Raw genomic sequence first — 12,940 nt, forward strand, 5'->3', positions numbered from 1 at the left:
TTTTTAATTTAATTACCTGGTTTTTGGGGAAGCCAGGGCATCGGTGGGATTTTTGCCGGAAGCCGGTAATAATTATTACGCAGCGAATCATTCCATCCTGCAGGATTCCTGTCAAAGCTTTTACTGCTGAAATAAACGCTGCCCTGGATCTTCGGATCCTTCCGCAATATCCGTATCTGTTCCGGGATCTGGGAAGGTTTTTTCCAGTTGGTATTGGTTTCATAATACCGGTAAATGCCATGCCCGATGTATACGTGACGTCCATAACTGTGTTTACCCCACCAGTCCACCAGCGTTTCATAAGGGATCAGGTGGTCGCCGATCTCCCGGTATAGTTGCGGGGTCACATAGTCGATCCATCCCATTTTCAGCCACAGCAGGATGTCGGCATACAGATCATCGTAGTTGGTCATTCCCGCTTTGGAATTGCTGCCCATCGGATCCTGTGATGCATTTCTCCAAACGGCAAAAGGACTGATGCCAAACTTGCACCAGGGTTTCAGGCCTTTTATGGCAATATTCAGATTCCGGATCATAGAATCCACATTGCTTCTCCTCCAATCTGCCTTGCTAAGGGTGGTTCCTGATTTTTTATAGGCATAGTCATCCGGAAATGGTTTGGAGCCTATGGGATAAGGGTAAAAGTAATCATCCATGTGGATGCCGTCGATATCGTAGCGGCGTACAATATCCCTTACCACGTCGATCACAAACTGCTGTACCTGCTTATTGGACGGATTAAAATAACGGGTGGTGCCGTAGGTAACAAACCAATCCGGCCGTTTGCGGATCATATTATCTGAAGCAACAGAGGACTTTCCGATCGTAAACTCTGCACGATAAGGATTCAGCCATGCATGGAACTCCATTCCGCGTTTATGTGTTTCCTGTATCATAAAGGCCAGGGGATCATAAAACGGCACCGGTGCTCTGCCTTGCACGCCGGTCAGCCACTGGCTCCAGGGCTCGTAGGGGGATGGGTAAAAAGCATCGCCGCTGGGCCGCACCTGGGCAATAATGGCGTTCATTCCATTGCGCTTATGGAGGTCCAGCTGCCGGATGAATTCAGCCTTTTGTTGTTCCACACTGGCATTCTGCGGAGGCCAGTCAATACCCAGTACCGTAGCGATCCACACACCACGGAATTCATATTGGGGTTGCTGGGCAATGCCGGTACCACCCAGGAAGAAAAGGCAAAGAGCAAAGAGGAAAAAACGGATCGATTTCATAGCCTGCAAATGTAGCCCAACAGGGTGTAATAAAAAACCGGGGTATCAGGGATGTAGTTTATCCAGCATGAGGCTGATGTTTTCCGCTTCCTCTGTAGTAACCTGGCTAAAAAACTCTGCAATACGGTCTTCGGTTTTGTCCAGCAGGGCCAGTTTTTCTAGTCCCTGGGGGGTAATAATGATATCCACCAGCCGGTTGTCAACACTGTTGGTACATTTGGTAACCAGGCTCTTCAATACCAGGCGGTCTACAATGCGACTGGTATCGCTCATTTTATCCATCATTCTTGTTCTTATCTGCAGTGTGGAGAGTGGATCAGGGTAGTTTCCTCTTAAGATCCTCAGGATATTGTATTGTTGTACGGTCAGGTCTTCCTTTTTAAATCCTGCCTTTAAAAAAGCCTGCAGGTTGCTGGCAGTATAGATCAGGTTTAATGCAAGCTTATGATAGCTACTCCTAAATTGTCGTTGGTTTATTTTTTCTTCAATGGACATAGATTCCATGTTTAGTTTGTTTCCTCCCGGGAGAGGCATTGTCGGGTTAAGCAGGTACAGCAATAGTTTCCTGCTTAACTTTACCATGGAAATTATAGAAAAAAAGGATACAAACAAGCACACGTAGCGCATTTTAAGGAAACTTTGCATTGTTCCTGTTTCCAGGCAGCAGCTGTATCCTGATCTTTTAAAATTATTGTTATGGAGTATCGTATTTTAGGGGGTACCGGCCTGTCGGTATCGGCGCTTGGTTTTGGTTGTATGTCGTTAGCCGGCAGCGCAAAAGAGGAAAGCGTGAGACTGATACAGGAAGCAATAGCCGGGGGCATTAATTTTTTTGATACAGCTGACCTGTATGAAAAGGGGGAGAACGAAAAACTGGTGGGACAGGCATTAAAGCCTAACCGTAAGAATGTTTTCCTGGCTACCAAGGCGGGCAATCAATGGCGGGCAGATGGCTCCGGCTGGGACTGGAACCCACGCCGCGACTATATTTTAGCCTGTGCAGAACAGAGCCTGAAACGGCTGGGCACCGACTATATTGATCTGTACCAGCTGCATGGAGGCACTATTGAAGACAATATCGACGAAACCATAGAGGCATTTGAGCTGCTGAAACAGCAGGGAAAGATCCGGCACTATGGTATCAGCAGCATCCGTCCCAATGTGATCCGGGAGTATGTAGACCGCTCTTCCATTGAATCCGTAATGCTGCAATACAGCCTGCTGGACCGGCGGCCGGAAGAAACGGTACTGCCCTTATTAAAAGAGTACAATAAAGGTGTTTTGGTGCGCGGGGCCCTGGCGCAGGGGTTGCTGATCAACAAACCGGCAAAAGAATATACAGGGCATACAACCGGGGAAGTTAAAGAAATACAGATGCTGATAAAAGAGCTGGCGGCAAACAACCATACGCCGGAACAACTGGCCTTACATTATGTATGGAGCAACCCGGCGGTAACTACGGTAGTGGCCGGTATCAGAACCGCGGAACAGCTGCAACAGCTCCTTGCCGCAATGGAAGGTTCAGATAAAGAACTTACAGATGCACTGCGGAAAAAGGTGCCTGCAACGTTTTATGAACAGCACCGGTAAGAGATGCTATATGTATGTATATCAGAAGTTTTGACCTAAAACTGACATAAGACCGCAGCGTTGGCCTGAAGGAATGGTTATTTTTGTTCAAAATGACGAATAACTGTCTTACAACCTAAATAAAGAGCAGCAGATAACTACTGTTATTGACAGGGATACCTTTAAGGCACTGTATAACCGCTATTGGGAGCAGGTATATGCTGTTTGTTACAATAACATCCGGGAAGCGGAAGTAGCAAAGGAAATGGTGCAGGATATTTTTAAATCACTTTGGGAGCGCAGGGCAGAACTGGTGATGAACAATGCCGAACATTACCTGATCCGTGCTGCAAAGTTTAAAACCTTTGAGTATTTCAGAAACAAGGCGATCCAGCAAAAGGTAGGTGAACGAACCATGCAGGTTTGTCCGTATGCATCCAACTGTACAGAAGAGCGGGTCTTATATAATGAGCTCTGTTCAAAAGTAAACCGGGCTGTGGATGATCTGCCCTGCCAGTGCCGGCGGGTATATAAAATGAGCCGTGAACACGGTATGCGGAATAAAGATATTGCCCGGGAGCTGATGATCTCTGAACGGGCGGTAGAGCTGCATATTTCAAAAGCGTTGAGCTCTTTAAGATTAAAACTGGCGGATCTGTAAAACAGGGTCAACCTGTTTTCAGGGAGAGCATATAATTTTACTACATTTGTTCTATAGTACAGCATACGGATGAAGGTCAACGCAGATTTGTTAAAACGGTATCATTTAAACACATGCACTCCTGAGGAAGAGCAGGCGGTGAATGAATGGCTGTTCAACAATGAAACAGATCCGCTGATCCTGCATAGCCAGGAACGTGCGCAATCTGCAAGGGACGATATGTGGAACGAGATCGCTTCCATTCTTCCGGAAGCGGATACAACGGAGCCCCCGGTACAACCCGCTCCAAAAAGAAGCGCAACGGTTTATGCCTTTTGGAGAGGAGCCGTAGCTGCTACACTGCTATTGGCCTTGTTGGGAGCTGCATACATGTATCTGCGCCCCGCTGCAGACCCGGAGCAGGGGCTTCAGGCTTTTCAAAACAATTCCGATTCCAGAGTAAGCCATATCAGCGCCCAAACCTATAACCTGGCTGTTGGCCCGGAAACCACCGCCCTTGTTGATGCCCAAAGCGGTGCTATTGATCTGAGCGGAAGTATTTTAATATCTCCTAAAAAAGATATGGAACTGCATTTTGAGGGCAGTACCCAAACCATAAGACTTAAAAAAGCGCAGACCTATATTATCCTCAACAGCAAATCCGGAAACCTGGGATTGATTGTGGTAAATGAAAAAAATCTTATTAATTTACCCCCCGGAATTCAGAAAAAAATTATTCATCAGTTTGGTATCTAAAAAAAAGCAGCAACACCTTCTGAGCTTCGGTATACAAAAAAGTTGGTGGAAGGTGATTGTCTGGATCGGTATGGGGTTTGGCGTAGCTGCTTGCCATCATGCGCCGGATAAAAAACAGCGGTCATTACCCTATAGCCTGCACCTGCTGGATAAAAATAACCAGGAGTATATCATTGGTGTGGATAACCTGGACAGCGGCATTATTTACCCGGAACAGGTCACCGAAATGCTGCCGGACTCTGTTTCCCGGAACATTATTATAAGGGACGGATATTATTACCACCTGCGGCGCCGGTCAAAAATATTTACCAGGTACCAATTGCAGAATGGGCAGCTGAAAGCAATAGCGGCCATACCCCTAAACGATTACGGAGAAGAAAATTACCTGTGGGTGGGTAAAGACAGCCTGTTGCTAAGCGGACTAAATACCGCGTCTGATGCCGGACGCTATTACCTGCTGAACACGCAAAAAATGACCGTGATCGCTTCCGGCGCTTTTGATATTACCCGGCCCGAGGGTATTTATAAGTCTGCCTCTATTGGTTTTGTAACAAAAAGAAAGGACCGCTTGCTGGTCGGTTACACGTTTCATCCGGCAATGGAGAACGGAACCTATACAACAAGCGATACTATGTATGTCGCTACATTAAAGTTTCCTTCCATGGAGCGGATCGCTGTTGAAAAAGAATGGCGGTCTACCTACCCCGGGGGCATCAACACCATTCAACGCAATGACTTTACAGACGAGCAGGGCAATTTTTATTTTATGACCTGCCCCGGCATTGCCATGGGCCACCACCCTACCGCACCAACGGCCATCCTGCGCATACCAGCCAACAGCATGGGAACCGACAAGAACTATTTCTTTAATCTTTCCGCATCTGTAATTCACAACCATGCTTACGGGCTTTGGTACCTGGGCAATGGAAGGGCGCTGGTTCGTGCGGAGCGAAAGGATCTGTTCACCGGGTTATCGGACCACTACAGTGTGCCGCATTTTGAGTTTTACCTGCTGGATATCGAAAAACAGCAGGTCATCAAAAAATTGCCGCTGCCGCTGGACAAAGGAACCCGGAAGGAATGCGTGCTGGTAAACGGCAACACGGCCTACATTGCTGTAAACAACCCGGACTCCGGAAATTACATCTGGAAATACGATATACAGAACGACCGGCTCTCCAAAGGGCTACAGCTTTCCGGCGTCACCGATTTTATCCTGCGCATAGATCGTTTGCAGCCCGGTACCCGGTAAGCCGTTTCGTACAGACTATTATACAGATCCCTTCCTGCTGGGCCAGCTTTTAGCCAGCCACGGTGAGAAATCGTTTTATAGATGTGGCGGCATAAAATGCCCCGGACGCCATAGAAATTCCGCTTAAAAGACCGTCTTCAGACCGGGAAAAAAAATTTTTCGGACCACCTTCGGTAAACCGTTTCTTATGCTACTACTCAATAAAGCGTAACAGCACAAGAATGATCCGGTTTAAACTATTTTTATTGACGGGCTTCCTGGGCGCCTTCTTTTGGGGCCGGGCACAGCATATGGCGCAGCTAACGGGTACGGTGACGGATGGTAACACCGTCATTCAGGGCGCGTCTGTAACTATAGAAAGCACAAAAAAAGGGACCAAAACAGACAAAAATGGCCGGTTTGATATAAAAAATGTTTCTCCGGGGCGCTACATTATTGAGATCTCTTCTGTCGGGTTTCAGCCGGTGAGTGAGGCTGTTACCCTGGAAGAAAACCAGATCTTGGAACTGCAGTTCACCCTCGGCGCCGGGGTAACAGATCTTGAGCGGGTGGTGATCAAAAGCAGAACAGCGGTAGCGGAATTGCGCGAATCGGGGTATGCGGTAAACGCCATCGACCTGAAAAGCCTGCAAAATACAACGGCCGACCTGAACCAGATCTTAAACCGCAGCGTGGGTGTAAAAGTAAGAGAGCAGGGTGGTCTGGGCTCCGATTTCAATTTTTCACTGAATGGGCTTTCCGGCCGCCAGGTCCGGTTTTTTATTGACGGCGTGCCCATGGAGTCTTTTGGTACTTCTATGGGCCTGAATAATATTCCGGTAAACCTGGCAGAGCGGATCGAGGTATACAAGGGTGTGGTGCCCGTGGCATTGGGCGCGGATGCTTTGGGAGGGGCGGTAAATATTATTACCAATCAGCAAACGCCGCGCTACCTGGACGCCAGCTTCAGCTACGGATCCTTTAATACCAGCAGGGCCGCCCTCTCCGGCCGGTACACCGATAAAAAAACCGGCCTTATCTTCAGTCTGAACGGGTACAACAATTATTCGGATAATAACTACCTCATGCGCAGCAATCCTAAATACGATGCGGCCATAAAGGTGGAAGAGCATGGCGAGCTGGTTGAAAAAGACGTACGCCGCTTTCACAGCGCCTACCGTTCTACCATGGGCCAGGCGGGTATTGGTTTGGCCAATAAAAGCTGGGCCGATAAAATTGAGCTGAATGTACTGTATTCTGATATGTACAGGGAAATACAGACCGGTGCTACGCAGAATAAAGTAATCGGGGAGGTTACCAATAACGAAACGTATTTTATGCCCTCCATAAAATACAAAAAGCAGCACTTTCTGATCAGGGGGCTTACTGCCACGTTATTTGCGGCTACTTCCATCCAGCGGTCTTACGTGCCGGATACGGCTAATTATGTGTACTCCTGGAGCGGAAGAGGACGGGCTGAACCCACAGCCGGAGAACTTTACGGGGTAAAGACCATTTATCATTATCGTAATACAGCAAGCCTGGCAAGAGCCAACTTTAGCTACGATATCAATGAAAACAACAGTATCAACGCAAATTACAATTACAGTCATTTTGGAAGAACCGCCACGGAAGATCTGGGCATTATAAAAACCAATTCCTTTGATCTGCCCAATACCATTGGTAAGCACGTAGCAGGGCTGGCCTATCAAAACAATGCATTGGACAAAAGACTGACCACTACCCTGTTTGGAAAGTTTTATAACTACAATGCTTTTGTGCGCGAGGCGGTGTTTTCACAAAATCAAACCTATATTAAAAAAGATGCTGAAATATCAAACAGCTATTATGGGTATGGTATCGCATCGCGGTTCCGGCTGAGTGATGCCGCCGGCATTAAATTTTCTTTTGAAAATGCCTACCGCTTACAGGAAGGAGAAGAGCTGTTTGGCAATGGGCTGGATATCACATCCAACATCTACCTGAAGCCGGAGAACAGCAACAATATCAATATTGGAGGGTATTATCATTTACCGGTAAATGATAAACACCGGATCGATGTGGAAGGCTCCTGGTTTTACAGGAACGCCAAAGACTTTATCTACTTTATGCCCAGTGGCGGCGTATATTCTGTCTATGATAATTTATCGGGAGCGCGTATAAGCGGAGCAGAAATGGAATTGCGGTATGGGTATAGCAGCCTGCTCAACTTTATGGTCAATGCCACCTATCAAAATGCCGTTAGCCGTCAAAAATATGAACCCGGTACGCAAATAGCAGATATGACCTATGGAGACCGTATTCCCAATCAGCCCTGGTTTTACGCTAATGCCGGGCTCTCCATGGGGTACAATGATGTATTTACCAGCAAAACGCGCCTCCAGCTAACGCTGTCCAGTCAGTTTGTAAACTGGTTTTATCTGAACTGGGAAAGCCGGGGCAGTGTGGAATCAAAAAATAAGATACCTACCCAGCTGGTACATAACGCCGCGCTTTCCTATGCGCTGGATGATGGCCGGTACAATGTGGCAGTAGAGGCCAACAATTTTACCAACGCGCTGGCCTATGACAATTTCCGGCTGCAAAAGCCGGGACGAGCCGTATTTATAAAATTCAGATACTTCATAAAATAAAAATTCAAAACATGTTAAACGCAATAAAAAAACAACGCGTATTATTGATGGCAGCGGCACTGCTGGGATTGGTTTCCTGCTCCAAAGACGATGCTCCCCAGCCGGAACCAGAGGCCGAAAAAAATTATGGCGTAGTGGTAAGTGCGGGTACGCCGGCGGCAACCTATATCCTCAATACTTCTGACCTGAACCAGGGGGCCTTAACCACCGCAAATAACGGGGCGGAAACCAACATCGGCATTATTACGCAGCGGGGAACATTCTTCTACGGCATCAATGATGCAGGCAACCTGGTAAAATTTACCTCCAGCAATAAAGTAAACACGATTGTAAAAGAGGTTCCGTTTAAGCAGATCTCCTGGGCCAGCTACGCCAGCTTTTTTGCGTGGAAAGATGATAAAACGCTGGTTTTATTCAGCATGAATGATGGGTTGCGATTCGATTTTGTTTCTGTGAATGTAGAAACAATGGCGGTTGGTGAGCGCAAGAGCATTAACATCCCCGCCCCGGCAGCAGATCATTATTATTGGGGTAACAGTGTTGCATTTGCCGGTGATAAATTATACCTGTCCTTTAATTTAACCAATGCAACAACAAGTTTGCCCGTGGGTAAAACCTACCTGGCTACGATGAATTTCCCCGATGCGGATAATGTAACACTTACGGAAGACACCCGGTTTAACCAACCTGCGCACTATAACCTCAGTGGTCCGGCTACCTTTGTCGATAATGGCTATGTATATTTTCTGAACTCCCCGTTAATCTGGATCGCCGGCGAAACCGGGGGCTCTTTTTCCATTTACCGTGTAAAAACCGGTGAAACAGCAATTGATAAAACCTATGAGTTTGAACTTACAGACAGAACAAAGGAAGAAGCTTCAAATATGTTTTACCTGGGCAATGGAAAAGCCATTATCAAGATCTTTGATAAAACGCAGATCGCAACCTGGCAGGACTACAGCGGCAAGTATATTGCCAGCTATTATGTGGTAGATGTGGTAAACAAAACAAAGACCAAATTAAATATCCCCGCGGCCATTCCCTCGCCCTATGCGTTTGATATCTTAACCGATGGAAATACCGCGCAAATTGCCGCACTAACACAGGAGGGCTATTTTATATACGTGTACAATGCCGCAACAGGAGTTATTACAAAGGGAGCCAAACTGGAAGGAGCCAGTACGGTAAGCAGACTGGCAAAATATAACTGATCCATCTTATGCTGAAAAAACAACTGAAAAAGATCAATGCCTGGTTGCATTTGTGGTTAGGGCTCTCCTCGGGGATCGTGGTAGTAATCTTGGGCATTACCGGTTGTATTTTAGTGTTTGAGCAGGAAATCAAAAGTATTACCTCCTCCTGGCTGCATGTGGAAAAGCCCGCCAGTGGGGATTATCTGCCACCATCAGTCCTATACCAGGCTGTAAAAAAAGCATTGCCCGGAAAGGAAATTCATTCCGTATGGTATCATGGGGCGGAGCGTACCGCGCATTTCAGCCTGGACTCCGATTCGATGGTATATGTAAATCCCTATACTGCGGCCATTATGGCCATGGTAGATCATGAAGATTTCTTTCATTTTATTGATGAGGGACATCGGCATCTTTGGTTGCCCGATCATATCGGAAAGCCCATTATCGGTTGGGCAACCTTTATTTTCTTTTTGCTGCTGATCACCGGCCTTATTCTTTGGTGGCCCAAAAATTTAAAAAGGGCCAACATGAACAAGAGCTTTAAAATAAAATGGAGTGCCCGGTGGAAGCGGGTAAACTACGACCTGCACAATGTGTTGGGGTTTTATACGCTATTGCTCGCTCTGTTGATGGCTATTACCGGGTTGATCATGAGTTTTTCCTGGTTTAATAAAGGCGTGTACTGGCTTACCGGAGGCAATACACAACCGGTACAGCAGCGCCCGAGAGAAGAGGTACTGGAGGCCTCAAAAACGCCCATGCTGGAAAATGTGGATAAAGTATGGCGTATGGTGCAGGATGATATTGCCCTGTATCACAGGAATGAAATTATTGTTTCGTTCCCCGAAGACGAAACAAAACCTATTTATGCCTGTACGGATATGATCAACGGGCACTGGCGTGATCTTTATTTTAAACAGACCGACCGTACATTTACAAACAGCACACGCCCTGCATTAAAGGATCTTTCCTTTGCAGATAAAGTGCGAAAGATGAATTACACATTGCATGTAGGTGCTTTTGCAGGAATGTTCAGTAAAAGCATCTATTTCCTGGCCAGCTTAATATGCGCCAGTTTGCCCATTACCGGGTTTTACATCTGGTGGGGGAAACGAAAAAAATCAAAAAGGAAAACAAGATCCGTTCCGGCCTCTTAGGGCGGATATCCATAAAGCATCCGGTTATGATAACGATTTATAAGTGGTTAGTGGCAGCCAATGCCATTAAGGGAGCCGTTTTTTGTGCTGTTTTCAGTATGGGGATCTGGTGCGGCTGCGTCAAAGCCCAGGTACAGGGCCTTGTACAATCTGAATCGGGAGATCCCGTGCCTTATGCATCCATAAATGTGATGCAGAAGGATGGAACGGGGATCATGGAGTTAATGGCAGACTCGGTTGGTATATTTATTCTTGCTGCGCTTGCGGATGGCTCCTATCAATTAACCGTATCCGGTTCTGGTTACAACAAAAAGCAGATCCCGGCCTTCAATGTAAGCAGAAATACACTTACAACGTCTCCGCTGGTTGTAAAGCTGGAAGCGAACCATCAGCTGGAAGGTGTTGTGGTACGCAGTAAGAGGAGGATCGTTGAGCAGGGCATTGATAAAATGACATTGAATGTGGAGAACAGCATTCTATCAGCAGGAAATACCGCGCTGGAACTGCTGGAGCGTGCGCCCGGGGTAAAAGTAGATGCAGAAGGTAAAATATCGCTTAAGGGGAAACCCGGGGTATCTGTTATGCTCAATGGAAAACGTACGTATCTCTCTGCATCGGAGCTGGCCATTTTATTAAAGGCAACCAGCGCTTCATCGGTTTCTAAAATTGAGATCATTTCTAATCCTTCTGCCAGATACGATGCAGCTGGTAATGCTGGCATCATTAACATCGTAATGAAAAAAAACGTGCAGAAAGGCCTGAACGGAACGGTTACAGCAGATGCCGGAGCCGGCCGTAAAGCCCGTTATGGTGCGGGGCTCAACCTGAATTACCGGACGGAAAAATTCAATATCTACGGTAACTATAATTATGCCTTCAGGGGAGAAACCGAGTACCTCGATTTTGTAAGGTATTTTTATGAGAACGGCCGTGCGGGCCGTACTTCTGTACAGCGTACAGAAACAGATGAGCCGCTTCACACGCAGCAGTTCAGCGCGGGGATTGATTTTGCACCGGACAGTATGAACAGTATTGGGGTGCTGGTAAACGGCAATGTGGGTGATTACCGGCATCACAGTCAAACCACCAATTTGCTCACAGCTGCGGAGGGATTGCTCAGCAATGCCTTTACACAGAATAAAGACCGGCAATACTGGTCCAGCCTTATTTATAACCTCAACTATGCGCGGCGGTTTGCCAAAAAAGGAAGGGAATTAACGTTGGACCTGGACGTTGTGCCCAACCGCTTCCGCTCCGATCTGACGCTGGACACGTATACGCAGCCCAATACCGATTACCCAAGCGGCAGCCTGGAGCAGCGGAGAGGGAATATTCCTTCCCAAACAGACGTGTATGTGGCAAAAGGAGATTATACGGACCGCATCAACGAAAAAGTAAAATGGGAGCTAGGTGTAAAAAGCTCTTTTACACAGGCCGACAACAATTTGAAGTATGAGAACCGGATCGCGGACGAGTGGCAGCAGGATGCCACGGCCAGTAATCATTTTAAATACGAGGAGCAGATTCATGCGGGGTATCTTAACGGGATTTTTGAGCGGGGAAAAACCAGTTTGCAGGCCGGCATCCGGGGGGAGCTGACAAAGACCACCGGCAACCAGCTTACCACAGGACAGGTCTTCAACAGGGATTATTTCCAGCTCTTTCCCAGCCTGGCATTGAGCCAAAAGATCAATGAAACACACCAGCTGCAAGCCGCCTATAGCCGGAGGATCGAGCGCCCCAATTACGGGTTGCTGAATCCCTTCCGGCTGTTCCGGGATCCTTCCCTGTATTACGAGGGCAATCCCTATTTAAAACCGGAGCTTACACAGCATATTACATTGAGTCATGTGCTGAAGAACCGGTACACAACGGCACTTAACTACAGTAAGACCACTGATGTCATCACCTGGGTAACGGGTCAGCAGGACGCCACTAATACCACGTATGAGCATCCCCTCAACCTGCAGGCGCTGGTCAATTATGGCATCAGTGTTACTGCACAGCTCAATTATACCTCCTGGTGGTCTGCCACCCATTTTGCAAACCTGTTCCGCAACGAATACCAGTTGCCGGATTCCAGGAACAGCATGACCAGCTTCAGTACTACGATGCAGCACACCTTTATGCTAGGCCGGGGGTTTAGTGCGGAGTGTAATGGCGCTTATTACTCAAAGGCGGTATATGGTATTCTAACAGAGAAGGCCTATTACGTACTGTCGGCCGCCTTTCAAAAAACCGTACTCAAAGAAAAAGGGAGTCTGAAGCTGGCGGTGAACGATCTTTTTCAATCACAGCAATTCCGCAATGAGACGCGTTATCAGAATATCAACATGAGCAGTAAGATCTGGCTGGACAGTCGTGGGGCCATTCTTTCCTTTACGTATCGTTTTGGCGGGCAGCAGACGGGCGCCGGGCGCAAAACCGGCAGTGAGGACATTCAAAGCCGTATCCGGTAATGCTGAAACAGTGAGCGTCAGCAGATAAAGGAGCGGTATAAAATAAAAAAAGGGGCAAAAAACTTTGATAAAA

10 protein-coding genes are annotated in these 12,940 nt (G+C 47.2%); 8 read left to right on the plus strand and 2 right to left on the minus strand.

From position 1 onward, the window contains the following. Positions 1 to 8: 8 nt before the first annotated feature. The gene (locus tag BLS44_RS19395; RefSeq protein ID WP_090391892.1) at positions 9 to 1,229 is read right to left on the minus strand and encodes a glycoside hydrolase family 10-like protein; all 1,221 of its coding nucleotides are present in this window, start codon (positions 1,227 to 1,229) and stop codon (positions 9 to 11) included. A gap of 45 nt (positions 1,230 to 1,274) precedes the next feature. Then, positions 1,275 to 1,724: a MarR family winged helix-turn-helix transcriptional regulator gene (locus BLS44_RS19400; protein ID WP_090391977.1), complete on the minus strand. Its 450-nt coding sequence runs from the start codon at positions 1,722 to 1,724 to the stop codon at positions 1,275 to 1,277. Positions 1,725 to 1,925: 201 nt separating this feature from the next. Here BLS44_RS19400 and BLS44_RS19405 point away from each other — a divergent pair, with 201 nt between their 5' ends. From BLS44_RS19405 to BLS44_RS19440, 8 genes are all read left to right on the plus strand, one after another. Next, positions 1,926 to 2,819 carry an aldo/keto reductase gene (locus BLS44_RS19405; protein WP_090391893.1) on the plus strand — a complete coding sequence of 298 codons (894 nt, stop codon included), beginning with the start codon at positions 1,926 to 1,928 and terminating at the stop codon, positions 2,817 to 2,819. A gap of 169 nt (positions 2,820 to 2,988) precedes the next feature. Then, a complete protein-coding gene (locus BLS44_RS19410) occupies positions 2,989 to 3,459 on the plus strand; it encodes an RNA polymerase sigma-70 factor (RefSeq protein WP_262492868.1) in 471 nt (156 codons plus the stop codon). Between the two features lie 69 nt (positions 3,460 to 3,528). Then, positions 3,529 to 4,194, plus strand: coding sequence for a hypothetical protein (locus BLS44_RS19415; RefSeq protein ID WP_090391895.1), 666 nt, complete (start codon positions 3,529 to 3,531; stop codon positions 4,192 to 4,194). A gap of 52 nt (positions 4,195 to 4,246) precedes the next feature. Beyond that, positions 4,247 to 5,446, plus strand: a complete 1,200-nt coding sequence (locus tag BLS44_RS19420; RefSeq protein ID WP_143019854.1) for a hypothetical protein — start codon at positions 4,247 to 4,249, stop codon at positions 5,444 to 5,446. Between the two features lie 221 nt (positions 5,447 to 5,667). Continuing rightward, positions 5,668 to 8,058, plus strand: coding sequence for a TonB-dependent receptor (locus BLS44_RS19425; RefSeq protein ID WP_090391897.1), 2,391 nt, complete (start codon positions 5,668 to 5,670; stop codon positions 8,056 to 8,058). A gap of 11 nt (positions 8,059 to 8,069) precedes the next feature. Then, positions 8,070 to 9,269, plus strand: a complete 1,200-nt coding sequence (locus BLS44_RS19430; protein WP_090391898.1) for a hypothetical protein — start codon at positions 8,070 to 8,072, stop codon at positions 9,267 to 9,269. An 8-nt stretch (positions 9,270 to 9,277) separates the two neighbouring features. Then, complete coding sequence (locus BLS44_RS19435) at positions 9,278 to 10,408, plus strand: PepSY-associated TM helix domain-containing protein (protein ID WP_090391899.1); 1,131 nt, start codon at positions 9,278 to 9,280, stop codon at positions 10,406 to 10,408. Positions 10,409 to 10,434: 26 nt separating this feature from the next. Beyond that, positions 10,435 to 12,867 (plus strand): TonB-dependent receptor domain-containing protein, encoded by a 2,433-nt coding sequence (locus tag BLS44_RS19440; protein WP_176954490.1) that lies wholly within the window; start codon positions 10,435 to 10,437, stop codon positions 12,865 to 12,867. Positions 12,868 to 12,940: the final 73 nt, after the last annotated feature.

Source organism: Niabella drilacis (genome assembly GCF_900101395.1).
In the GTDB taxonomy this organism is placed as follows: domain Bacteria; phylum Bacteroidota; class Bacteroidia; order Chitinophagales; family Chitinophagaceae; genus Niabella; species Niabella drilacis.

Excerpts from the sequence above, each read along its gene's own strand:
- BLS44_RS19395 (WP_090391892.1), bottom strand. The coding sequence starts at position 1,229 with ATGAAATCGATCCGTTTTTTCCTCTTTGCTCTTTGCCTTTTCTTCCTG.
- BLS44_RS19400 (WP_090391977.1), bottom strand. The coding sequence starts at position 1,724 with ATGTCCATTGAAGAAAAAATAAACCAACGACAATTTAGGAGTAGCTAT.
- BLS44_RS19405 (WP_090391893.1), top strand. The coding sequence starts at position 1,926 with ATGGAGTATCGTATTTTAGGGGGTACCGGCCTGTCGGTATCGGCGCTT.
- BLS44_RS19415 (WP_090391895.1), top strand. The coding sequence starts at position 3,529 with ATGAAGGTCAACGCAGATTTGTTAAAACGGTATCATTTAAACACATGC.
- BLS44_RS19425 (WP_090391897.1), top strand. The coding sequence starts at position 5,668 with ATGATCCGGTTTAAACTATTTTTATTGACGGGCTTCCTGGGCGCCTTC.
- BLS44_RS19430 (WP_090391898.1), top strand. The coding sequence starts at position 8,070 with ATGTTAAACGCAATAAAAAAACAACGCGTATTATTGATGGCAGCGGCA.
- BLS44_RS19435 (WP_090391899.1), top strand. The coding sequence starts at position 9,278 with ATGCTGAAAAAACAACTGAAAAAGATCAATGCCTGGTTGCATTTGTGG.
- BLS44_RS19440 (WP_176954490.1), top strand. The coding sequence starts at position 10,435 with ATGATAACGATTTATAAGTGGTTAGTGGCAGCCAATGCCATTAAGGGA.